Raw genomic sequence first — 26,304 nt, forward strand, 5'->3', positions numbered from 1 at the left:
AGACATTTTGTTGTCTAATTCATTATTTTCGATTCAGATAAATCAAATACCATGCACAAACACATTATAACTACCCTATTCCTAGGGCTGTTTCTAGTATTTAATACCCAAGCACAAAAAGACAAAAAAGAGGATAAATGGGATGTTTCTAATCCTAATGGTCAGTTTAATTATAAAGATCACAGTTTTACGACTGATGAGGGTACTTGGATGAATCTAGATGTAAGTCCAGATGGAAAAACTATTGTTTTTGATCTTATGGGAGATATTTACAGCATTCCCATAACAGGAGGAAAAGCTAAAACCTTGCGTACCGGTATTCCTTTTGAAGTACAACCCCGTTTTAGTCCAGATGGATCAAAAATATCTTTTACTAGTGATGCAGGTGGTGGAGATAATATTTGGACAATGAATTCGGATGGAAGTAATCCTAAACAAATAACTAAGGAAAAATTCAGATTATTAAACAATGCCTATTGGATGCCAGATGGTAATTATATCGTTGCCAGAAAACACTTTACATCTCAACGATCTTTAGGAGCTGGAGAAATGTGGCAATATCATATTACAGGAGGATCTGGAATACAATTGACCAAAAGAAAGAATGATCAACAAGATGTAAACGAACCATGTATTTCTCCTGATGGAAAATATTTATATTATAGTGAGGATATGTATCCAGGTGGTTTTTTTCAATATAATAAAGATCCTAACAAACAAATTTATGTAATCAAACGTTACGATTTTGAAACAGGAAAAACCACAAGGATAACTGGTGGTCCTGGAGGAGCTGCAAGACCTCAGATTTCAAGAGATGGGAAAAAATTAGCATTTGTAAAACGAGTACGAACCAAGACAGTATTATATATTCATGATTTAGAAACTGGTGAAGAATGGCCCATTTATGATAAATTAAATAAAGATCAACAAGAAGCTTGGGCAATTTTTGGGATATACCCCAATTTTAGTTGGATGCCAAATAACCAAGAGATTATATTTTGGTCAGCAGGAAAAATTCACAAAATAAATGTGGAGAACTCTAACGTAACTAATATCCCTTTTACAGTAGATGCTACTCTAAAAATAGCCGAAACTGTACATTTTAATGCCCCAGTATCTCCGAAAGAATTTACTGCTAAAGTTATTCGTCATGCTGTTACCTCTCCTGATAAAAAAACATTAGTATTTAGTGCTTTGGGACATTTATGGAGTAAAAAATTACCAAAAGGTAAACCTCAACGATTAACAACCCAAAATGCTGATTTTGAATTCGAGCCAAGTTTCTCTCCTGATGGTAAAAACATAGTATTTGTGACCTGGAATGATGAGACATTAGGTTCTATTTGCAAAATTCCAATTACTGGAGGAACTCCTATCAAACTAACATCCGAAAAAGGCATCTACAGAACTCCTTCATATAACCCTTCTGGTAGCTTAATCGCATACAGAAAAGAAGGAGGAAATAATGACCAAGGAAGAAGTTTTAGTAAAAAAACCGGAATCTATACGATGTCTTCTTCAGGAAGCAATCCGAAATTAGTTTTAAAAGAAGGAGAATATCCAACTTTTACTAAAGACGGAAAACGCCTTTTTTATCAAAAAGGAGGAATCTACTTTGGTAGTTTAATAAAAGAATTGAACTCAGTAAACCTAAACGGACAAGATAAAAAATCACATATAAAATCAAAATATGCCAACCGATTAGTTCCGAGTCCCGATAATAAATGGATCGCATTTACACATTTGCATAAAGCCTATATAGCTCCTTTAATTATTAATGGAAAAACAATTGACTTAGACAATAAATCAACTTTAGTACCCGTATCACAAATTTCTAAAGACGCTGGTATCAATTTACATTGGTCTAAAGACAGTAAACAAATATTCTGGACACTTGGGGATGAATATTTTTCAAATAATATTAAGGATAGGTTTATCTTCTTACCAAACTCTCCAGAAAAAGTAGGAGAAATAACTAACAATGGAAGTCCTATTGGTTTAGTTACAAAAACAGATGCTCCAACCGGAAAAATTGTCTTCACTAATGCCCGTATCATCACCATGGAGAATGATACCGTTATTGAACAAGGAACAATTATTATAAACGGAAATATTATTGAAAGGATAGGGCAAAGCAGCGAGGTTACCATACCAGAAAATGCTAAAATATTTGATATTAAAGGAAAAACAATAATGCCTGGTATTGTAGACGCACATGCTCATGTAGGGGCATTTAGATATGGACTAACTACACAAAAACATTGGCAGCTATATGCAAACTTAGCATTTGGAGTTACAACGGCACATGATCCATCTGCCAATACAGAAACTGTATTTAGTATTTCGGAATTAATTAAAAGCGGGAAAATGGTAGGACCTCGTCTCTACTCTACTGGTTTTATATTATATGGTGCTGATGGAGATTTTAAAGCAGTAGTAAATAATTTAGAAGATGCAAGATCTTCGATAAGACGAACAAAAGCCTTTGGGGCCAAATCCGTGAAAAGTTATAATCAACCTCGTAGAGAACAAAGGCAACAAGTAATGCAAGCAGCTCGCGAATTAGGAATCAATGTGGTTCCAGAAGGAGGTTCTACTTTTTATCACAATATGAGCATGATTATGGATGGCCATACAGGTGTGGAACACAATATACCAGTTGCTCCCGTATATAAAGATGTATATGAATTATGGAAAACTAGTGAAACCGGATATACTCCTACTCTAATTGTAAATTATGGAGGAATGAACGGAGAATATTTCTTCTATCAAAAAGATAATGTTTGGGAAAATGAAAAATTACTAAAATATACTCCTAGATCTATTGTAGATGCTAGATCGCGTCATAGAACTATGGTACCAGATGAAGAATATGAAAATGGTCACATCTTGGTTTCTAAAACAGCGACAAAACTAACTAATGAAGGAGTAAAAGTAAATTTAGGTGCACACGGACAATTACAAGGTCTTGGAGCGCATTGGGAGCTCTGGATGCTTCAGCAAGGTGGTATGACCAATATGCAAGCATTACAAGCAGCAACTATAAATGGTGCTAAATATATCGGTGCGGGTAATGATATAGGATCACTTAAAGAAGGTAAACTAGCGGATTTAATCGTTCTGGATAAAAATCCTTTAGAAAATATTCGAAATACAGAAACAGTAAAATATACTATGGTAAATGGCAGGTTGTATGACACCGAAACTATGAATGAAATTGGAAATACTACAAAAGAAAGAACGAAGTTTTGGTGGGAAAATTCCAAATCCAACAAAGCTTTTCCATGGCACGAAGCATCTCAAAGTTTTATGAAACCAGGTTGTGGATGCCATTTGGGACATAATTAGAAAGTGATTATAATATTTAAAAACTAAGATCATGCAATTAGCACAAGTAAACATCGCCGAAATGTTGGCTCCTATCAATGATCCAATTATGGCAGATTTTGTAAATAATTTAGATCGCATAAATGAATTAGCCGAACAAAGTGATGGTTTTGTATGGAGGTTAAAAGGCGAAGAAGGAAACGCAACTGCTTTAACTGTTTTTGATAATCTTTTTTTGATAATTAATATGTCTGTATGGGAAAGCTTGGATGCACTATTCAACTTTACGTATAAATCAGATCATGTGGCAATATTAAAAAGAAAAAAAGAATGGTTTCATAAAATGCCTAGAATGCATATAGCATTTTGGTACATAGAAAATGGTCATGAGCCTTCTCCAGAAGAAGCTAAAGAAAGATTATACTATTTACAAGAGCACGGAGAAACTCCTTACGCATTCTCATTTAAAAGTAAATTCACAAAAGATGAAGCTATCAATTATCAAAAATTATAAAATAGCTATATTTATAATTACGCTTCTCTTCATGTTTAGTTGTGCTAAAAAGGGGAAAAAACAATATGATATTGTAGTTTCTGATGTAAATCTAGTTGAAATCGAGAATGGAAATATAACGACAAAAACAGTATATATCACTGATGGAAAAATAGTAAAAATAGAGTCATTAGATAGTGTTGGCATTTATGAGACAAAAAACAAAATAGACGGAACTAACAAATACCTTCTGCCAGGATTTTGGGATAATCATATACATCTTAGAGGAGGAGATTCTTTGGTACAAGAAAACAGGAACTTACTTCCTTTATTTATAGCTAATGGGATTACTTCTGTCAGAGATGCTGGAGGAGATCTTACTTCGGAGATTTTAACTTGGAGAAAAGAAATTAAAAACAATGAATTAATTGGTCCTACTATCTACACTTCTGGTCCTAAACTAGATGGAGCTAATGCCACTTGGGCAGGTTCGTTGCCTATCGAATCTGTCGAAGATATTACCAAAGCACTAGATTCTTTAGAAAAAATACCATCTGATTTTGTAAAAATATATGATAGTAAAATTTCTAGAGAGAATTATTTAGAAATATTAAAACAAGCTTCAGCTAGAGGTATCATATCTTCAGGTCACATGCCATTTACGGTAGAACTTAATGAAGCTGTAAATTCTGGTATCGGAGCAATTGAACATTTATATTATATTTTAAAAGGATGCTCTTCTCAAGAATCCGAAATCACTCAGGCCATTATTCGTAAAGAGTTAAGTTTTTGGGGTGCTATGGATGATCTAATCAAAAGTTATAATGATTCAATCGCTCAACAAACATTTAAAGATCTAAAGGAAGCGAACACTTATGTTGTTCCGACATTACACATCGGAGACATCCTAAGTTATCTGGATGAAGTAGATCATAGTAATGATCCTTATCTAAAAATTATAGGGAAAGGAATTATTAAAACCTATGAAGGTAGAATCAAACGTGCATTAACAGCATCTAACGAATCTAAAAAATCAAGAAATGAATTAAACACCTTTTTTAAAGGTTTAACTAAATCTCTCCAAGATGCTGATGTAAAACTTTTGGCCGGATCGGATAGTGGCGCTTTTAACTCCTACATCTATTCTGGGATTTCATTACACAAAGAATTAGAAGCAATGGTATCTGCTGGGTTAACTCCATTACAGGCCATACAAACATCAGCATATCATGGGTCTCAATATCTTAAGAAAGATAAAGTTTGTGGAACCATTAAAATAGGAAAAGTTTCTGATTTAGTGATTCTTAATAGTAACCCAATACAAAATATTAAGAATACTCAAGATATTTATAAGGTTATCAAAGGAAAAAAAATCTATGATCCTAAAAACTTGTAACTTGATTAACTCATAATAAAATTATCAGAACTATTTTTTGATCTAAAAAACAATTATTTATGGATGCAATAAAAAAAGTAAAACCATTAGGATTTACCTGGGAAACTCCAGATCCATTTTTGTTCTGTGCCTATCACGAAGATCAATACCCTAAAGGAAATGAAGAATTAGGTCCTGATGCATCTCTTGAAGGAAGAAATATTGGGCAAGATTTCATTCTCAAAGATGGCTGGAGAATGTACCATGGTAATAAAGTACCAGGCTTTCCTGCGCACCCGCATCGCGGATTTGAAACTATAACAATTGTACAAAAAGGACTCGTTGACCACTCTGATTCTTTAGGAGCTGCTGGCCGTTTCGGTAATGGAGATGTACAATGGATGACTGCCGGTAAAGGTGTACAACATTCCGAAATGTTCCCGCTTTTGAATTCAAAAGAAGAGAACCCCTTTTTATTATTTCAGATTTGGCTTAATCTTCCTAAAAGTAAAAAAATGGTCGAACCACATTTTAAAATGCTTTGGAATGAAGAAATACCCATATTAAATATAACTGATGAGTATGAAAGAACAACAGAAATAACCTTAATTTCTGGAAAAATAGAAAATCAAAATGCGGTAGATCCAGCTCCGAATTCTTGGGCATCCAATTCAGAAAACGAAGTTTTAATAGCTACTATAAAAATGGCACCGAATGCCCAATACACATTTAAGAAGGCATCAAAGGGAATAAATCGTTCTATTTTCTTTTTTAAAGGAAGTAAAATTGAAAGTGATGGATATAAAATCCCAGTAAATCATGAACTTGTTACCATAGCTAATAAAGAACTAACAATAAAAAATGGTGATAAAGAATCTCATTTCTTACTTCTTCAAGGAAAACCAATTAACGAAACGGTTGTTAAACAAGGACCTTTCGTAATGAATAGTCAACAAGAAATCAGAGAAGCCATTATAGAATACCAACAAACTCAATTTGGTAAATGGCCCTGGCCTAGCTATGATCACGTGCATAATAGGTCAAAAGGACGTTTTGCCTTGTATCCCGATGGAAGTCAAATTATTAAAGACTCTTAAGTACTCAAAAGCAATACTTTACATATTTATAACTATAGTTTTAAAAGTAGTATCCTTTTAAAACTACTATTAAAATACTATCTTTATTAAAGGGAAGAAAAAAGTTAAGTATTTAAACTGTGAATTCATATGCTAAAAAAAGTACTATATTTCTTCCCGATCTTCCTTTTATTTTTATCTACATTATCATGTTCAAAAGAAATAGTAATCAACGACTTAGAAAAGAAATGGTTAGAGAAAAATGATAGTATTACTGTTGCCATATATCCATATTACCCGCCGTATCAGTTTGTAAATGACCAAAATGAAATTGATGGTATTTTCATCGATTATTTAAAATTGATTGAACAGAAAATTGGTTATAAATTTCAAAAAAAACGCTATGATCACTGGCCCGAATTAATACACGATGTAAAAAACAATACCGTTCAATGTATATTAGAAATCCAAGAAACTAAAGAACGAAAATCATATTTAAACTTTTATGCCCCATTATTTAAGTCCCCTCACGTAATTGTTACTAGAAAGGATGCTAATTTTGGAATTAATATTAATAGTTTAACTGATAAAACTATTGTATTACCAGAAGATTACGCCATTACAGAAATTTTAAAACGTACTTATCCGAATTTTAATATTGTAACTGAAAAAGATGAACAAACCTGTTTAATTAAATTAAACTCTGGAGTCTATGATGCTTACATAGGGCCTAAAGCTTTAGTTAATTATTATATAAGGATAAAGAAATTAAATGATATCGAAATAACTTCAGATACTACCTTAAATTATGAACCAGGTTTTGCCGTTAATAGAACAAACACAACTCTACATAATATTTTTTCTAAAGTACTATCCAGTATAACAAAAGAAGAAAAAGAATCAATCTTAAATAATTGGTACTATAGTAATGTTACCCCTTTCTATCAAACTCCGACTTTCTGGATAATGGTATTCCTAATTACATTATTATTTTTCATTTTAGGAGCGTCTTTCAATGCCTATTTGAAATATAAAATCAAACAGAAAACTGAAGAATTAATAATTGCAAAAGACATTGCTGAAGAAAGTAATCGCTTAAAAACAAACTTTATTTATAATATTCCACAAGAAATAAGAACTCCGATGAATGGAATCATAGGGCTTTCGGAATTTTTAAATGATAACAATCTAAGTGTAGAAGAACGAAAAAAATATACTCAAATGATTATTGGAAATAGTAAAGAACTACTATCCATTATCGATAACATTTTAGAAATTTCACAACTACAGACCAAAAGATTTACCTTAAGACTGATCGAAATCGATCTTCGAGATGTATTTCGCACAATAACTTCACAATATCAAGTAAAAGCAGAAGAAAAAAACATTAGAATTAACATTAAAAGCGAACTTACAAATTCAGAAAATTTAGTTCTAATGGATCGTCCTAAACTAAATAAGATCCTAAATGTTTTTATGGACAATGCTATAAAATATACGGATAACGGAACTATCAATATTTCATATTCTATAGTAGATAGCTTTTTATCTATTTCTATTAAGGATTCTGGAATTGGAATAGAAGAAAAAAAGAAAAACAAAATAATTAATAGCTTAGACCCAATAAACAACCTAATAAATCCTATAGAAAAAAATAATGGGTTAGGATTAGGTCTTACCATTGCCAAAAAAAATGCTGATTTTATTGGTGGTCAAATTACAGTAATAAGTGAGGAAAATGAGGGAACTACTTTTTCATTAAAAGTTCCATATAATCAAGTAAAAAAGAATAATTCTAATACAAAAAACATTACTGGTAAAAATCCTTTAAAAACAGAAAAGAATATCATATTAATTGCAGAAGATGGGGAAACTAACTTTTTGTTTCTTAAGACAATTCTTACCAAAATGAACGATTATGATTTCACAATATATAGAGCAAAAAACGGTCAAGAGGCGGTAACCATTTGTGAAGAAAATGAGAATATTGATTTAGTTCTTATGGATATTAAAATGCCGATTATGAATGGATATGATGCTACCTCCTATATCAAAAAAATGAGACCCAATCTACCTATCATAGCCCAAACTGCTTATTCTATAGAAGAAGATGTACAAAAAGCCTTAGATGCCGGATGTGATGATTTTGTTTCTAAACCTGTAGACAAAAAGATTTTAAAACCGATGCTAAATAAGTATTTCCCATTATTTAAAAATAGAAATAAGACTTCTAACACACACTAGTATATGCTAAAAAAGATAACTCATATTTTTGTTTTCTTATACCTAATAATAGGAATAACATCTTGTTCTGATCAAGATATTCTCGACAAAAAAGAAAGAGATTGGTTAGTAAAACAGGATACCATTTCTGTAGCAGTATATGCATACTATCCTCCTTATCAATTTATAAATAAAAAAGATAGTATCGATGGGATTTTAGTAGATCATTTTGGTCTTATTGAAAATAAAATTGATTATCGTTTTCAAAAAAAGTATTATACCAATTGGTCCAATTTAATCGAAGATGCTCAAAACAAAAAAATCGATATTGTATTAGAAATGCAGGAAACTGCAGGGCGAGAAAAATATCTAAATTTTTACACTAAATTTTTTGAAACCCCTTTCGTTTTAGTAGTTAGAGAAGAAGTCGATAGTACATTAAAATTTAATGATTTTTTGGATAAAAGGATTACAGTTCCTAAAGGATACTCTATAGACGACTATCTTAAAGAAAATTACTCCAACTTAAACATTAAAAATTTTCCTGACGATATCACCTGTCTACTTAAATTACAATCTGGAGAAGCAGATGCATATATTGGTGGAAAAGCAATGGTTAATTATTTAATTAAGTCAGAAGGCATCACCGGTTTAAAAGTAATAACAGAAATTGATTACAGCTATATCCCAAGTATTGCTGTTAATAAAGAAAATAAGATATTAAACGAAATAATAACCAAAGCTACACGTAATATCACCGATGAAGAAAAGCAAGAAATACTCGACAATTGGCTTTTTGATGTTGTAAAACCATTTTACAAAAAACCGAAGTTTTGGATTATTTCATCAATTATATTTTTCACAGCTTTAGCAAGTATTATTTTAGTACACTTTTACTTAAAATTTAAAATCAGACAAAAAACTAAAGAACTTCGAATTGCTAAGGATAAAGCTGAAGAAAGTAATAGGATAAAAACCAATTTTATTCAGAATATCTCGCATGAAATTCGGACTCCTATGAATGGAATTATGGGATTCTCAGAATTATTGAAATCCTCTGCGATAACAGAAGAAGAAAGGCAAGAGTATACTAAAATTATTATTGAGAGTGGTAAAGATTTAATTAACTCTGTTGACAATATTTTAGAAATTTCGGTATTAGAAACAAAACAAAGTAAAATTCGATTTGCGCCAACAAACTTAGAAGAATTGTTCTTAGAATTAATTTCAGAATATTCAACTAAGGCAGATGAAAAAAACCTAAAAATTCAGTTGAACAACGAAATTCCCGAAGAAAAAAACATAATTATTACAGATCATCCTAAACTTTATAAAATACTTGATAGCTTGATTGATAATGGTATTAAATTCACTAATACTGGTTCAATAATAATCTTTTCTTATCTTGTAGAAGATTATGTTGCTATATCCATAAAAGATACTGGGATAGGAATTAAACAAAAAGATCAAGATATTATTTTTAAGAGTTTCTCTCAATCCGAAAAAGAAATCTCTAAAAATTTTGGAGGTCTTGGTTTAGGTCTAGCAATCGCTAAAGAATATACCGACTTAATCGGAGGAAATATTTCCTTTATAAGTAAAGAAAACGAAGGAAGTTCCTTCTTATTAAAAATTCCATATACCCCAATGCAAAATAACGCAGAACTAGCTACTAAAAAAAAGGGAGAAATAATTCCAGAAAAACATGTTGTACTTATTGCTGAAGATGGAGAAATCAACTTCTTATTTTTAAAAACGGTGTTAACCAAAATGATTGATTTCGAATTTATCATTTACCGCGCTAAAAATGGGAAAGAAGCTGTAGAGATATGCGAAGGAAACGAAAAGATTGATTTAGTTTTAATGGATATCAAAATGCCTATTATGGATGGTTATGATGCAACTAAACGTATAAAAAAAATGCGGCCAGATCTTCCAGTTGTTGCTCAGACAGCATATTCTACCGAAGAAGATATAGAAAAAGCCTTAGCAGCGGGATGTGATGACTTTCTTGCTAAACCCGTAGATCGAAAAATATTACGCCCAATATTAGATAAGTACATTTCTATATTTAGAAATAAACAATAGAATCAATAATGTCTTTTGAACATCAGTACGCTGGTTTTTTAAACAGTAAACTATTGTGGAAAAACGCAAGTCTTTTTGAACTTCTTCAATTCGATTTAGTAAACTCAAATAGTAATCTCTCCAAAGAGTATTCTATTAATATTGCACCTAATGAAGTGCTAGGAAAAAGAATTGAACATTTTTTTGAACACTACATACATAGTACAAGTGATTATAAATTGATACTAAAAGGTCTTCAAATATTCAAAAACAAAATAACTATTGGAGAATTAGATTTTATAGTAGAAGATTTGCGTAAAAAAAATATTTTACACATTGAGTTAGTTTATAAATTCTACCTCTATAATCCTAAAAAAAGTACTACTTCGTTAGAAAGATGGATAGGCCCTAATCAAAAAGATAGTTTATTAGAAAAAATAACCAAATTAAAAGAAAAACAATTACCACTACTCTATCGTCCTGAAACTGCATTAAAGCTTAGAGAACTAAATATTGATCCAAACAAGGTACTACAAAAAGTGTGTTTTTATGGAAATTTATTTGTCCCTCTATCCTATAAAAACAAGAAACTTCCGGATCTAAATAATAGTTGTATACAAGGGTTTTGGATACACGAAAAAGATTTTACATCAGATAAGTATGGCTCTCGACAGTATTTCATCCCAGAGAAGAAAGATTGGGTCACACAACCAAAACACAATAGAGTTTGGTACTCTTATATGGCAATACTAGAAGAGCTTCGAATACAACTGATCAAAAAAAAATCTCCATTACTTTGGATAAAAAGTAATGAAGATTCTTTTACCAAGTGTTTTATTGTTTGGTGGTAATAATTTTATGATTATAAGTCATTTATATAACTACCATATAAATCTTTAAACCTAAAACCTTCAGACAATCGATATTTGCTTAATTTTTTATGTTCCACTAATCCCCATAACAAGAATTCTTTCATAAAATAACTATCTTTTTCATCTATATCATCTTGATATTTTTTAATTAGATTATTTAACGGAACAATTTCATCTAATTTTTTCTTGTAGTCTTCTTCAGAAATTTCATCCAAAAGTTCAAAACCGCTTTGTTCAAAAAACCAATCTATTAGCTCTTGATAGGGACTTCTTTCGCTTTCTCTTTCTAACTTCTCAATTTTTGGAAAAAAATCAGAGAATAATGTTTTAATAGAATCAGAAATTAAGGTATGAGCTACAGATGCCGCTCCTTCTTGCTCACCTTCATATACTAACTCAACTTTACCCGTTATTGCCGGAACTACGCCCATAAAATCACTAAGTCTTAATAAAGTCTGTTCATCTCCTGATTTAAGTGCTCTATACTCTGCAGTACTTAATAAATTCTCATACGCAGTAATACTCATTCTAGCACTTACACCACTTTTAGCATCGATGAATTCACTTTCTCTAGCCTGAAAACTAATTTGCTCTAATAAATCCTTTGCTAAATCAGGCACATAAACTAATGTACTTTGTCTAGAATCTAACTTTGCTTCTTGCTGGGTAATTGTTTTGGCAATCTCTATACTTTCGGGATAATGTGTTAGTATCTGAGAGCCAATTCTATCTTTTAGAGGAGTTACAATACTACCTCTATTGGTATAATCCTCTGGATTTGCAGTAAATACAAACTGCATATCTAACGGCAATCTAAGTTTAAATCCTCTTATTTGAATATCTCCTTCTTGCAAAATATTAAACAATGCCACCTGAATACGAGCTTGTAAATCTGGTAACTCATTAATTACAAAAATACAACGATTGGCTCTTGGGATCATCCCAAAATGAATAACTCTATCATCTGCGTAACTTAACTTTAGATTCGCAGCTTTTATTGGATCTACATCACCAATAATATCAGCTACAGTAACATCAGGAGTAGCTAATTTTTCAGCAAACCGATCATTTCTATGCATCCAAGAAATAGGGGTATCATCACCTTTTTCTTCAATCAACGTAACCGCATATCTTGATATCGGGTTAAACGGATCATCATTAATCTCAGATCCAGTTACCACTGGAATCCATTCATCTAATAAATTAATCATTTGTCTTGCTAAACGAGTCTTTGCTTGACCTCGCAAACCTAATAAATTAATATTGTGCCTGGATAATATTGCTCGTTCTAACTCAGGAATAACAGTGTTTTCATATCCATGAATTCCTGTAAAAGTATCCTCGTTATTACCAATCTTAGTTCTTAAATTTTCTCTAAGTTCATCTTTTATACTTCTACTATTATATCCCGATGCTTTTAGTTCTCCGAATGTTTTTATATTCTTAAAATCCATATTTTCTTTTCCGAAATATTCTTTATTTATAATCTTTTTTATCCTTTAATTCTTTTTTTTCTATTCGCTTCGTAATCTTCAAAAATCATCTCACCGAGTCCTTTTAAACCAGTATAAAAAGCTTTACCTTGATTCGCGTGGGTAAACTCTCTAACAAACTGCATTAAATAAGGATCTTGCGCAATCATAAACGTAGTAATAGGTATATGTAATTTTCTAGCTTGCTGTGCCATCATATAACACTTATTCACAATATTCCGATCTAACCCATTACTATTTTTATAATACTGTCCATCTGGCATTCTTAAACAACTAGGTTTCCCATCGGTAATCATAAAAATTTGCTTATTTGTATTACGCTTTCTTCTTAACATATCCATAGCCAACTGTAATCCTGCAACAGTATTCGTATGATAAGGTCCAACTTGTAAATATGGTAAATCTTTAATCGCAATTGGCCAAGCATCATTTCCAAACACCAAAATATCTAAGGTATCTTTCGGGTATCTTGTAGTAATAAGTTCTGCTAATGCCATTGCCACCTTTTTAGCGGGAGTAATTCTATCCTCGCCATACAATATCATACTATGACTGATATCAATCATTAATACAGTACTCATCTGCGCCTTATACTGTGTTTCTTCTACAACAAGGTCATCCTCAGTAAGATGTAAATCTCCGATACCATGGTTAATCTGAGCATTTTTTAAACTTTCTGTAATTGATATTCTTTCTAATCCATCACCATATTGATAATTCCTATATTCTCCTGCATGTTCATCTCCTCTTCCTGTATATTTAGTTCTATGGTTTCCTGATCCACTACGCTTTAAATTACCAAAAATTTGATCTAATGCCCTTTTACGAATTGCTCTTTCTGTCTTAGCTGTAATAGACATTCCGCCTTTTCCATCAGGTTTGATTTCCTCTCGGATATATCCTTTTTTCTTTAAATCCTCAATAAAATCATCTAATGTGTATTCTTCTGTGGTAAGTTTGTACTCTTTATCCAATTCTCTCATCCAATCCAAAGCCTCATCTAGGTCGCCAGAAGTGTGAGTAATAATCTCCTGAAAAATATCAAAAAGCTTATCAAATGGAGATTGCTCAGGTGCTTCATAGTTTTTAAAAGCGAACCCTTTTTTTAAAAATCCCTTTTTCTCTTTCATTATATAAATTTAGCATATTTTGTAAAAGATATATACTGAACTCAATGCTAATAATAGATAATTAACAAATGTTTTGGAATTGTTCTGGCTTAAAGACACTTTTATCTAAAAACAATAAACACTATACAATTCTTATCTTTGAGACATCAAGTATATTTTTAAGAATATATTCTTATAATAATCAAAAATCATCTTACTCAGTTTATGAAGAATTCATTCCTATTATTACTCTTTCTTTTTCCATTTATAAATTATGGCCAAAATGATATCGAAAAAGTAAAAACTACAATTTCAAAAAGTGAAATTGAAGGGCACATTTATTTTTTGGCATCTGATGAACTAAAAGGTAGACAAACTGGAACTGCTGAGAATAAAATAGCCGCTCAATATTTAGCTAATATGCTACGTTCTTATGGAGTAAAACCCGTTACAGAAGATAAAAGTTATCTTCAGAAAGTCGTACTTAAAACAGTATCTCAATTTGATAAAGCAGAACTGAAAATAAAAAGTTTTAGTACTTCAAAAATCGTAACAATTAATAAAATGAATACATCTTATTCTGGTTCATTGGCATTTGTTAATTATGGTTTCGAAAAAGACTATGCTAATGTAGATGTAAAGGGTAAAATAGTTATTTCATATTCTGGAACAAAAGAAAATAATAATCTAAGATTTGCCTTTTCTAAAACACAAGAGAAAATCAAAATTGCAAAAGAAAAAGGTGCCATTGGTATTATTGAGGTTAATAATATAGATGATAGAACTTGGTCTCAATTGGATCATAGTTTTAATGGAGAAAAAATGTATGTTTCTGAAGAAGACACATCTAATAATTTCGCTTATTTATGGGTAAATGACCAAAAAGAAGAAATTAGTAAATTCTTTACGGACAAAAATGAGGTGAATGGATCAATTAATATTCAAGGTATCAAGAAAGGTAACATAACTACTCAAAATGTTGTTGGAATGGTTGAAGGAACGGATCCAAAACTTAAGGATGAATACATTATTTATTCTGCTCATTATGATCATGTGGGTATAGGGAAAGCTGTCGATAATGACTCTATTTATAACGGAGCAAGAGATAATGCAGTTGGAACTGTTACAGTATTGTCTGCAGCAGAAAATATTGCTAAGTATCCAACTAAAAGGTCGGCTTTATTTATATTGTTTACCGGAGAAGAAAAAGGATTACTAGGTAGTAAATGGTATGTAGAAAACCCCTTGATTCCTTTAAATAAAATGGTATACTGTTTTAATAGTGATAATGGTGGATATAATGATACTAGTATAGCCACAATTGTTGGTCTAGAACGAACTACTGCGTCGGATGATATAAAGAAGGCTGCAACTCCTTTTGGACTCAAAGCAATTGATGATCCAGCTCCTGAACAAGGGCTATTCGATAGATCAGATAATGTACATTTTGCTGCTAAAGGAATTCCTGCTCCAACATTTAGTATGGGGTTTACAGCTTTTGACGAAGAAATAACAAAATATTATCATCAGGTAACCGACAATCCCGACACCTTGGATTATGATTATCTTTTAAAATTCTTCCAATCCTATGTGTTGGCGTGCCGAAATATTGCTAATAACCCTAAAACACCTTTCTGGGTAGAAGGTGATAAATACTATGATGCTGGTATAAAATTATATAACAAAAAATAGATTATCATTTTATAATCAGTCCATATGAAATCAATTGTTTTAATTAGCTTTATAAGTTTACTTATGATATCATGTAGTCAACAAGATCCTTTAGAAAAGATCTTAAACTCTGATATACCACAAATAGTAAACGTAAGTAAGAATATTGAGAAATACGAAGTTCAGATTTTATATAGTCAGATCAATCGAAATAAAAAAGGACAAACAACATTTACTGATTATGAATTTAATGTTTCGGATAGCATGTATTTTTATCCGGCAAGCTCGGTTAAATTCCCAATTGCTGTACTTGCATTAGAAAAATTAAACGAGTTACAAAAAAATAATATCCCGATTTCTAAAGAAACTAGTTTTATTACAGAACAAGATTCCTCATACTCTTCTGTAGAAAAAGAAATTACTAAGATTTTTGCGGTAAGTGATAATCAAGCATATAATCGATTATTTGAATTTCTTGGACAAGATTATATCAATCAAAAGTTAAACTCTAAAAACATCAATAGTAGAATATCTCATAGGTTATCGACTAATAATGCTTCTAATACTAAATCTCAATCATTAATTTTTAAAAACAAAATCCAGGATAGTATTGCACTATATGAACAAAAAGGTATAGAAAATTCACCTAACCTGAAACTAGCGTTAAAAAAAGTTCAAAAAGGTAAAGGCTATATTCTTAATGATTCTTTAATAAGAACTCCAAAAGATTTTTCACAGAAAAATTATCTTCCGTTAAGATCTTTACATGGGCTAATGAAACGTATTCAATTTCCTGATACATTTATTCCAAAAGAACGTTTTAATATCTCAGAAAGGGATCTTGAATTTATAATTAAAGCAATGAAGACAATTCCTTATGAAGCTGGCTACGATAAAAAAGAATACTACGATGGATATGTTAAGTTTTTTATGTTTGGTGATACAAAAAAAGACATTCCCAAACATATAGAAATCTACAATAAAGTAGGATATGCTTATGGTTATCTTACCGATTGCGCATATATTAAAGACACAAAAAACAATGTAGAATTTATATTATCGGCTACAATACACGTAAACGAAAATGAAATCTATAACGATGACAATTATGAATATGATGAAATCGGAATTCCATTTCTAGCGCAATTAGGAAGAATGATCTACGACTTAGAAAAACAAAAAAGTAAATAATTTCGTTTCTATAACGACTTTTTTTAACAATTTCTCAAAATAAACGCTAAATCACTCGATAAAACCTCAAACTTTAAGAAATATTAATCTTTTTTTAACAAAATTATATATTCAAAAGACATCTAATGAACTAATTTTATAATCCCTTAGTTTTAAGAACGTTTAAGTTTAGTACAAATAACAACAAAATATGGTTACACATTTTATAATTAAGTAACTATATACAATACAACAAGTATAGTATATAGTTTTAAAAACAAGAACATATGAAACAATATATACTATTCTTATTATTATTTACCTTTGGCGTATTATACCCTAACAATCTATTTATAACATCAAATTCTTCAATGACAATTCAAAATCAGATAGATAGAAAACTATCTGAGGATGAAGAAAAAAAACGTGGATTAGATTTATTAGCTACAGAAATTATTGAACAGATTGATGAAATTGACCTAAGGAAGATGGCTCGATCTGCAATTTTTGAAACTTCATATGGATTTAGGTGGAAAATGGTTAACCTCCATACTGGGAACATTATTATTATAAAAGTCGATAAGAATTTCAAACTAATTTCGGCTAGAAATAGTAAGAAAAAAAAAATAATGATTCCTTAAAATAAAAACTATTAGGATAGCATTGTCTTTAGATTATCGTATTCTTCCAAGTATTCCCAATAGATAATCCTATCGAAAGCGTATTTTATTAAAATATACTTCTCGCTTATAGACAATATTCGATCTACCGAAACCAGTTTTTTAGAAGGAGATTTCACCTCAACTTTCTCTATTATCTCTTGATTTCTTGCATCAAATCCATGCACGATAGTATGATTATGCAAAGTAAGTTCTATAAATTTCATATTATTAGTATTTAACCTCTTCAAATGTAGCTATTTTCTAACTTAACACCCCTTTAAGAGTTTCGCATTTTCATTTTCTTAACTTTAGCTTTTTAATTAGATAATCAATCAAAAATGTTAAAAAGATTTTTCCTTTTAACTCTTGTAATTTTTAGTGTTTCTGGTTTTTCTCAAAAAAAAATATCGATCATCTATACAGGGAATATGGGTGTTTATATTTCTAATGGAGAATCTTCTGTATTAATAGATGGATTACATTCTAAATATGGAGATGATTATCTTTTTCCTCCAACCTCTTTGATTACTAAAATACATACAGATTTACAACCAGATGTTGTACTATTTACACATCATCATGGAGATCATTTTAGTGCATTACTTTCTAATGATTATTTAAATTTTAATAAAAAAGCTGTTCTATTTGGGCCTAATCAAATAACAAAAAAAATAACTCCTTTTAATAATCGATTATTTACAATTGCAACCTCCGATTATAAAAAACAAACCATAAAAATCAAAACACTTGATATCACAGGTGTAAAAATCAATCATGCAGGAAAAAGACATCTAAGTGTAGAAAATGTCGGTTACATTATTGATTTTAAATCAAAAAAAGTTCTACACGTCGGTGATACTAATTGGATGGATGATATTGATTTGTTTAACCAATTAAAATTGGTAAATGACAACATTGACATTGTAATTCTTCCTTATTGGATGTTATTAAATAATAATGCAAGTCAACTTATTAAAAATCGCATTAATGCAAAGCAAATTATTGCTACACATATTTCACCTAAAATAAAAAAACAAGAATTACAGGATTTAAAGAAAAAATATCCTGAAGTACATTTTTTAACAACATTAGAAGAACAAATTCAATTATAATTAACTCACTCTATAAAAATGAAAAGATTACTATTTCTATTATCTCTCATCCTCATATCCTCCATTTCTGCACAAGAATTTTCCATGGATCATGTAAAAAAAATACATCCACGTAATATTGGTCCAGGCGGAATGAGTGGACGTGTTACTTCTATTGATGTTGTTACGTCTGATCCAGACATTATGTATGCAGGAACGGCTTCTGGAGGGTTATGGAAGTCTACATCAGGTGGAATAAAATGGAAACCTATTTTTGACAAAGAAGTTACAAGTTCAATTGGCGCAGTTGCTATTCAGCAATCCAATCCATCTGTGATTTGGGCTGGAACGGGAGAAGGTAACCCGAGAAATAGTCTTAATGGAGGTTATGGAATATATAAGTCTTTAGACGGAGGTAAAAACTGGAAATTGATGGGGTTAGAAAAAACTCGTCATATTCATAGAATCGTAATAGATCCTACAAACCCTAACATTGTGTATGTTGCGGCAATTGGATCTCCTTGGGGAATACATCCAGAAAGAGGGATCTTCAAAACAATAGACGGAGGAGAAACTTGGAACAAAGTGCTTTTTGCTAACAATAAAACAGGAGCTGCAGATCTAGTAATGGATCCTACTAATCCGAATAAACTGATTGCAGCCTTATGGGAACATAAACGTGATCCTTGGTTTTTTAAATCAGGTGGAGAAGGCTCTGGATTATACATTACACATGATGGAGGAAAAACTTGGCAAGAAAGAACCGACAAAGATGGATTACCGAAAGGTGATCTGGGAAGAATCGGGATCGCTATAGCTAGAAATAAACCCAATATTATCTACGCATTAATTGAAGCTAAAAAAAATGCTTTATATAAATCCGAAGATGGTGGGTTTAAATGGAAAAAAATAAATGACAAAAACGACATTGGTAATCGCCCGTTCTACTATTCAGAAATATATGTTGATCCTCAGAATGAGAATAGAGTATATTCTGTATTTACCTATGTAAATGTATCTGAAGACGGTGGAAAAAATTTCAAGCAGTTAATGCCAGCCTATGGAGTTGATAATGGTGTACATCCTGATCATCATGCTTGGTGGATACATCCACAAGATGGTAATTTTATGATTGATGGAAATGACGGAGGTTTAAACATTACCAGAGATGGAGGAAAAACTTGGAGATTTATAGGTAATCTGCCTGTCGCACAGTTTTACCATATTAATGTAGATAATGAATATCCATATAATGTATATGGAGGTATGCAGGATAATGGTAGTTGGAGAGGTCCAGCATATGTATGGAAGGCTCAAGGAATTAGAAATTCTTACTGGCAGGAAATATCTTTTGGAGATGGATTTGATGTAGTACCTGATAAAGATGATTCTAGATATGGATGGTCTATGAGTCAACAAGGTTTTGTTAGCCGTTATGACTGGATGACCGGTAATAATTATACAGTTAAACCTACGCATCCAGATCCTAAAGTAAAGCTACGTTTTAATTGGAATGCTGCAATCAATATTGATCCTTTTGATAATAGTACATTATATTTTGGAAGTCAATTTGTACACAAAAGTAAAGACAAAGGATTGACTTGGGAGGTAATTTCTCCTGATCTATCTACAAATGATCCAGAAAAATTAAAACAAGCAGAAAGTGGTGGTTTAACTATGGATGCTACAGGAGCAGAAAATCATTGTACAATTTTAGTAATAGAACCTTCTCCTCTAGAACAAAATATGCTGTGGGCTGCAACTGATGATGGACGTGTTCATATCACTCAGAATGGTGGTGCAAATTGGACTGACATTTCTAAAAATATTAAAGGATTACCTAGTGGCAGTTGGATAGTTCAGATTAAAGCTTCTAACAAGAAAAAAGGAGAAGCTCTTTTAGTAGCTAATGATTATAGAAGGTTTAATTACACTCCTTATGCATACAGAACTTTAGACTATGGAAAAACTTGGGAACGCATCGTAGATGATAATGATGTACAAAGTTATGCTTTAAGCATTGTAGAGGACCCTATTGAGAAAAATTTACTTTTCTTAGGAACAGACGATGGCTTATATATTTCTTTAAATGCAGGTAATACATGGACAAAATGGACTTCTGGTTTTCCTACAGTTTCAGTAAAAGATTTAATAATACAACCTAGAGAACACGATCTAGTTATAGGAACTTTTGGTAGAGCTGCCTGGGTACTGGACGATATTAGACCTTTACGCGCATTAGCTAAAAATAAAAGTATTCTTAATCAAAAATTACAATTATTTAATCCTCCAACTGCGTATCAAGCTGCATATCAACAACCAACAGGAAGTCGTTTTGGTGCTGATGCCGTATACAATGGTGAGAATCGTGATTTTGGTGCACATATTTGCTTTTTTGTAACCGTAGAACAAAAAGAGGCGTCTAAAAAAGAGAAAGATAAAAAAGATGAAAAAGAAAACAATGAAGAGGAAAACAATGAAGAGGAAGAAAAAAAGGTGAAGTGGGATTCTATACATCTAAAAATATATGATGGCGATCGACTCATCAGAACGTTAAAACAAAAAACTCCTGATTCTACAGGAATTCATAGAATGAGCTGGTTTATGGATGAAAAAGGTGTAGACCGACCATCAAGAAAAATTCAAAAATCAAAAAGAGAACCTGGTGGAGTTAGTGTTAAACCAGGAACTTATAAGTTGATAATGGAATATGGTGATCAAAAATCTGAATCTAACATAGAAGTTAAATCTGATCCAAGATTGCAAGTTTCTCAACAAAATATAAACGAAATATACGATGCTTCTAAAAATCTTGAATCTATGAGGCAAACAGTCGCAGATGTAGTTAAACAATTGGTAGAAAGCAAAGAAGTAGCTTCTAAATACCAAAAAGAGCTTAAGAAACTAGATAAAAAGAAGTTTAAAGATCAAATTAAATCTTCTAAGGATATTATCAAAAAAATTGATTCTACCATAGCAATTTATTTAGGTAAAGAAGATAAAAGACAAGGTATTACTCGTAATCCAGAAGTAACTGTGATGCAACGTTTAGGAACTGCGGGTTGGTACACCGGAAGTAGGCAAAATGGTTTAACAGTTACAGAAAAAACCTTAATCAAACACGCAAATGACGCATTAAAAGAAGCTTTAGATAAAACGAATTCTTTCTTCAGAGAAGATTGGAAACCTTATCAAGAAGCAATAGAAAAATTAGAAACGTCTCCGTTTAAAGAGATAAAAACTTTCACAATCAAATAAAAATTCTTAATCATGAAAAAACTCCTTATTATAGGACTTGGGGTACTACTACTCTACTCCTGCAAAAAAGAAAAAAAAGAAGAAGTTGTTGCTCCTCCTATTGCAATTGAAGAATATTCAATTGAACAATTTATGGACAATGAAAATGCATTTTCTAATGGCTTTTCTAACGATAAGTCCAAAGTTCTTATGACTAGTAATCGTTCTGGTATTTATAATATGTATACCACATCTGTTAAAGGTGGAGAATTAATTCCGATTACAAAATCTGATAGCTCTTCTGTTTTTGGAATTTCTTATTTCCCAGAAGATGATAGAATACTATTTAGAATGGATGGCAATGGAGATGAAATATATAAAATATTTCTTAAAGACAGTTCTGGTATTACGCGACTAACTCCCGAAAAAAATGTGAGAGCTTTATTTAGAGGTTGGTCAAAAGATGGAAAAAGTTTCTTTTATGGAAGTAATGAAAGAGATCCTAAATATATGGATCATTATGAAATGAATATTGCCGATTTCACTTCTAAAATGATTTATCAAAATAACGATGGAATGGATTTTGGCGGTATGTCTGAAGATAGAAGGTACATTGCACTTACTAAGGCAGTGACTACAAACGATGTCGATTTGTATTTAATGAATACAGAAACCAAAGAAAAAACTAAAATCAATGAGAATATTAGCGGTAATCAACCTCAAGATTTTTCTCCAGACAACACTTCATTCTATTATACCACAGATGATAATGCAGAATTTAGTTATTTAATGAAATATAATCTTGCAGATGGTACAAAAGAAAAAGTAGCAGAAAAAAATTGGGATATTAATTCTTTTTATTTTACCAGAAATGGAAAATATCAAGTAATGTTTACTAATGAGGATGCTAAAACTGTAATGGATGTAAAAGAAGTGGCTACTGGCACAGATGTGGCATTTCCTTCATTTGAAAATAAAGAAATTTCAAGTGCAAGTTTTTCTAGAGATGAGTCCATGGCATTTTTAAATGTTTCAGGTTCAAGTACTCCTAGAAACGTTTATTCTTACGATATGGCATCTAAAGAATATTATCAATTAACAGATGTATTAAACAAAGATATTAACGAAGACCATTTAGTAGCATCAGAAGTTGTTCGTTTTAAATCTTTTGATGGTTTAGAAATTCCAGCGATATATTATAAGCCAAAACAAGCTACTGCGGACAATAAAGTTCCAGCATTGGTGTGGGTACATGGTGGTCCTGGAGGGCAATCTAGACAAGGTTTTAGTTCACAAATCCAATATTATGTAAATCACGGGTATGCAATTCTTGCCGTAAATAATAGAGGAAGTAGTGGTTATGGTAAAACGTTCTATAAAATGGATGATCAAAATCACGGAGATAAAGATCTAAAAGATTGTGTAGCCGGAAAAGATTGGTTGGCACAACAAGATATTATTGATGCCAATAAAATAGGAATTATTGGAGGTTCTTATGGAGGTTATATGACTATGGCGGCTCTTACCTATACTCCTGAAGATTTTAAAGTAGGAGTTAATATATTCGGAGTTACCAACTGGCTAAGAACATTAAAAAGTATTCCGCCATGGTGGGAATCTTTTAAAGATGCTTTATATACTGAGATGGGAGATCCGAATACAGCTGATTCTGTAAGGTTACGACAAATCTCACCATTATTTCACACAGAAAAAGTGACTAAACCTTTAATTGTGTTACAAGGAGCTAAGGATCCTAGAGTTCTAAAAGTAGAATCGGATGAAATAGTCGCTGGAGTTAAGAAAAATGGTGTTCCTGTAGAATATGTATTGTTTGAAGATGAAGGACATGGTTTTGTAAAAAAAGAGAATCAGATCGAAGCATACGGAAGAATCCTAAAATTCTTAGATAAATATCTAAAAGAACCAGGATCAGAAATCATTAATGACGGAAAATCTGAAACTAAAACTGTAGAATCAGAATCCTAGTATTATATCATTACTAAATATATTTATGAGAAAAACAATTGTATTCCTTACTATACTAATGAGTATTACCTATACTAGCGCTCAAGAAACTGGAGAAGATGACTTAGGCGCTTGGTATATGTATTTTGGAACGAATCGAATAACAGATAAGCTAAGCATTCACTCTGAAGCTCAATTTCGTTTCTACGAAGTAGCTAATACTTTTAATCAATTATTACTTCGAACTGGTTTAAATTATCATCTTACGGAAAATGCAATCGCAACTATTGGATATGGTTATATCAATACAGATGGTACTTTTGCAGATATTCCTGGTGAAGAAAATAGTAATGAACATCGAATTTTTGAGCAATTTATTCTTAAAAATGAAGTCGGAAAAGTAAAGTTCGAACATCGATATCGATTAGAACAAAGGTTTATTAGTACACAAGCTGATGATTTTACTGAACATCGAGCTAGGTATAGATTACAACTAACCTATCCTTTTAACGAGAAATGGTTCATAAATGTTTATGATGAAGTTTTCATTAATTTACAAGAGCCTATTTTTGGACAAAATCGTTTATATGGTGCAATTGGTTATAATGTAAAATCAAACTTTAGTATTCAGTTTGGGTACTTAAAAAATCATTTTACTGGTATCAACTTTGATCGATTGCAGTTAGGTATCATCTATAATACCGACTTCAGAAAGAAAGAATAAAAAAACATTGATGTCTAATTGAGCCTCTGGTCACTTTTATCTTATTAAAAGATTAAAATTTCCAAAGGCTCAATTAAACAATAAAAACTTCATTTTTTTAAAGCTCTTTAAAAAGAAAACTATGGTACTTACAAAAAAAGATAATCCAGCATTACTTCTTATTGATGTACAAAAAGGAATCAACAATCCGGGATATTATGGTACGGAACGTAATAACCCTAACGCTGAAAAAAACATTGAAGTTTTACTAAAAAAATGGAGATCAGAAGGTTTACCAATCTATCACGTAAAACATTGTTCTTCTAACCCAGATTCTCCATTAGCCAAAGGGAAAACTGGTAACGAATTTCAAGATTTTATTGTACCACAACAAAATGAACCAATTATTGAAAAAGATGTAAACAGTGCATTTATAGGTACAGACCTTAGAACACAGTTAGAAGATGCAAATATTAAAAATGTAGTTATTGTAGGATTAACCACAGAACATTGTGTATCTACCAGTACCAGAATGGCTTCAAATTATGGGTTTAATACGTTTTTAATAGAAGACGCTGTAGCAGCTTTTGATAAAATTAGTTTTAGTGGTAAAAGATATAGTGCTCAAATGGTACACGACATTGAAATTGCTAATCTTAAAGATGAATTCGCTACGGTTGTGCTAGCAGAAGAAATAATTAAACTTTCTTAATTCGATTATTATTTAAATAAAAGATCTTCTATTCTTATTTTGTTTAACCCCATATAATTACACCATTAACCTTATACATTCAATTTACGATTTCTACAATCACAGCTAATCGATTAAGAGCATTTTTTAACATTGAAAAAATGTATTACATTTAGTAAAAACAAATAAACAAATGTTATTACATCGTAAATATTTGTTTTTAATCGATATTAAATGTATTTTTACGGTAAAACCACATGTAAAAATAAACGTAATTTTCCCCATTTTAATTATCGATAATTCTAATACTATAGCCCTAATATGAAAAAAACATATTTAATACTAGCAATAATATTATTATCAAGTTCTATATCAAATCTAAAAGCACAAAAGAAACATATCGATCATATGGTATGGGATCAACTTCTATTACTAAATGTTTCAAATGATGGTAAGGTAGATTACAAGGGGTTTATTAGAGATAAATTTTTATTTGACAAATACTTTACATCTTTATCCACTAATTATCCTTCAGAAAACTCTGAAAATAACGAGAAACTTGCTTATTGGGTAAATCTATATAATGCTATAGTAATGAAAATGATTATAGATCACTATCCTATTAAATCAATAAATGATCTTAAAAATCCTTGGAAGAAAAAATCAATAACTATTAATAATGTACAATATAGTCTAGATGATATAGAGCACACTATATTAAGAAAAATGAATGAACCTAGAATACATTTTCTACTTAACTGTGCTGCTACCTCATCTCCAAAACTGTGGAACAGAGCATATACCAATAGAAATATAACACAGGCATTAGAAGAGAGTACATCAAACTATATCAACGATCCTACTAAAAATCTTATCACCAAAGATAAAGTGATGATATCCAAGGTATTCGAGTGGTATGCTAAAGACTTTGATAACGGAGATATAAAAAGTTATATTAATAGATATGCTAAAGAAAAAATTACCAATGCCTCTACAATAAAATACTTAGAATATGACTGGAGTCTAAATGAAAAGGAATAATACTTCTAAACTATATATTACAAAAGCCCTTTGTTTAA

19 protein-coding genes are annotated in these 26,304 nt (G+C 31.1%); 16 read left to right on the forward strand and 3 right to left on the reverse strand.

What is annotated here, in order from left to right; genetic code table 11:
- The first annotated feature begins 51 nt into the window (after positions 1-51).
- From NMK29_RS13500 to NMK29_RS13530, 7 genes are all read left to right on the forward strand, one after another.
- Positions 52-3,348, forward strand: coding sequence for an amidohydrolase family protein (locus NMK29_RS13500; protein ID WP_108803716.1), 3,297 nt, complete (start codon positions 52-54; stop codon positions 3,346-3,348).
- A 31-nt stretch (positions 3,349-3,379) separates the two neighbouring features.
- Positions 3,380-3,841, forward strand: a complete 462-nt coding sequence (locus tag NMK29_RS13505) for a DUF3291 domain-containing protein (RefSeq protein WP_108803715.1) — start codon at positions 3,380-3,382, stop codon at positions 3,839-3,841.
- On the forward strand, positions 3,813-5,216 hold the full coding sequence (locus NMK29_RS13510; protein WP_108803714.1) for an amidohydrolase family protein: 1,404 nt from the start codon (positions 3,813-3,815) through the stop codon (positions 5,214-5,216). The genes NMK29_RS13505 and NMK29_RS13510 overlap by 29 nt, the downstream gene beginning before the upstream one ends.
- Before the next feature lie 59 nt (positions 5,217-5,275).
- Positions 5,276-6,292: a pirin family protein gene (locus NMK29_RS13515; protein ID WP_108803713.1), complete on the forward strand. Its 1,017-nt coding sequence runs from the start codon at positions 5,276-5,278 to the stop codon at positions 6,290-6,292.
- Between the two features lie 129 nt (positions 6,293-6,421).
- Positions 6,422-8,515 (forward strand): response regulator, encoded by a 2,094-nt coding sequence (locus tag NMK29_RS13520; protein ID WP_108803712.1) that lies wholly within the window; start codon positions 6,422-6,424, stop codon positions 8,513-8,515.
- Positions 8,516-8,518: 3 nt separating this feature from the next.
- On the forward strand, positions 8,519-10,582 hold the full coding sequence (locus tag NMK29_RS13525) for a response regulator (RefSeq protein WP_108803711.1): 2,064 nt from the start codon (positions 8,519-8,521) through the stop codon (positions 10,580-10,582).
- Positions 10,583-10,590: 8 nt separating this feature from the next.
- Positions 10,591-11,412 (forward strand): DUF1853 family protein, encoded by an 822-nt coding sequence (locus NMK29_RS13530; protein WP_108803710.1) that lies wholly within the window; start codon positions 10,591-10,593, stop codon positions 11,410-11,412.
- A gap of 11 nt (positions 11,413-11,423) precedes the next feature.
- On the opposite strand, the gene NMK29_RS13535 is transcribed toward NMK29_RS13530, so the two are convergent.
- The gene (locus NMK29_RS13535) at positions 11,424-12,887 is read right to left on the reverse strand and encodes a magnesium chelatase (RefSeq protein WP_108803709.1); all 1,464 of its coding nucleotides are present in this window, start codon (positions 12,885-12,887) and stop codon (positions 11,424-11,426) included.
- A 38-nt stretch (positions 12,888-12,925) separates the two neighbouring features.
- A complete protein-coding gene (locus NMK29_RS13540; RefSeq protein WP_027392128.1) occupies positions 12,926-14,056 on the reverse strand; it encodes a VWA domain-containing protein in 1,131 nt (376 codons plus the stop codon).
- A 204-nt stretch (positions 14,057-14,260) separates the two neighbouring features.
- Between NMK29_RS13540 and NMK29_RS13545 the strand changes: the two genes are divergently transcribed.
- The 3 genes from NMK29_RS13545 (at position 14,261) to NMK29_RS13555 (ending at position 17,517) form a co-directional block, all read left to right on the forward strand.
- Positions 14,261-15,727: a M28 family peptidase gene (locus NMK29_RS13545; RefSeq protein ID WP_108803708.1), complete on the forward strand. Its 1,467-nt coding sequence runs from the start codon at positions 14,261-14,263 to the stop codon at positions 15,725-15,727.
- A 24-nt stretch (positions 15,728-15,751) separates the two neighbouring features.
- Complete coding sequence (locus NMK29_RS13550; RefSeq protein WP_108803707.1) at positions 15,752-16,897, forward strand: serine hydrolase; 1,146 nt, start codon at positions 15,752-15,754, stop codon at positions 16,895-16,897.
- A 266-nt stretch (positions 16,898-17,163) separates the two neighbouring features.
- Positions 17,164-17,517 (forward strand): hypothetical protein, encoded by a 354-nt coding sequence (locus NMK29_RS13555; RefSeq protein ID WP_159092236.1) that lies wholly within the window; start codon positions 17,164-17,166, stop codon positions 17,515-17,517.
- Between the two features lie 11 nt (positions 17,518-17,528).
- On the opposite strand, the gene NMK29_RS13560 is transcribed toward NMK29_RS13555, so the two are convergent.
- Entirely contained in the window at positions 17,529-17,762 is a 234-nt protein-coding gene (locus NMK29_RS13560) for a hypothetical protein (RefSeq protein WP_108803705.1), read from the reverse strand.
- A gap of 114 nt (positions 17,763-17,876) precedes the next feature.
- On the opposite strand from NMK29_RS13560, the gene NMK29_RS13565 reads away from it, so the two are divergent.
- The 6 genes from NMK29_RS13565 to NMK29_RS13590 all read left to right on the forward strand — a co-directional run bounded on the left by NMK29_RS13565 (position 17,877) and on the right by NMK29_RS13590 (position 26,266).
- Complete coding sequence (locus tag NMK29_RS13565; RefSeq protein WP_108803704.1) at positions 17,877-18,650, forward strand: MBL fold metallo-hydrolase; 774 nt, start codon at positions 17,877-17,879, stop codon at positions 18,648-18,650.
- 18 nt (positions 18,651-18,668) lie between these two features.
- Complete coding sequence (locus tag NMK29_RS13570; RefSeq protein WP_108803703.1) at positions 18,669-21,887, forward strand: hypothetical protein; 3,219 nt, start codon at positions 18,669-18,671, stop codon at positions 21,885-21,887.
- Positions 21,888-21,899: 12 nt separating this feature from the next.
- The gene (locus tag NMK29_RS13575; RefSeq protein ID WP_108803702.1) at positions 21,900-23,852 is read left to right on the forward strand and encodes an alpha/beta fold hydrolase; all 1,953 of its coding nucleotides are present in this window, start codon (positions 21,900-21,902) and stop codon (positions 23,850-23,852) included.
- 25 nt (positions 23,853-23,877) lie between these two features.
- Positions 23,878-24,555, forward strand: a complete 678-nt coding sequence (locus NMK29_RS13580) for a DUF2490 domain-containing protein (protein WP_108803701.1) — start codon at positions 23,878-23,880, stop codon at positions 24,553-24,555.
- A gap of 121 nt (positions 24,556-24,676) precedes the next feature.
- Positions 24,677-25,246, forward strand: a complete 570-nt coding sequence (locus NMK29_RS13585; RefSeq protein WP_108803700.1) for a cysteine hydrolase family protein — start codon at positions 24,677-24,679, stop codon at positions 25,244-25,246.
- A 300-nt stretch (positions 25,247-25,546) separates the two neighbouring features.
- Positions 25,547-26,266: a DUF547 domain-containing protein gene (locus NMK29_RS13590; RefSeq protein WP_108803699.1), complete on the forward strand. Its 720-nt coding sequence runs from the start codon at positions 25,547-25,549 to the stop codon at positions 26,264-26,266.
- Positions 26,267-26,304 lie beyond the last annotated feature (38 nt).

Origin of the sequence: Aquimarina sp. Aq107 (assembly GCF_943733665.1) — a bacterium.
GTDB lineage: Bacteria > Bacteroidota > Bacteroidia > Flavobacteriales > Flavobacteriaceae > Aquimarina.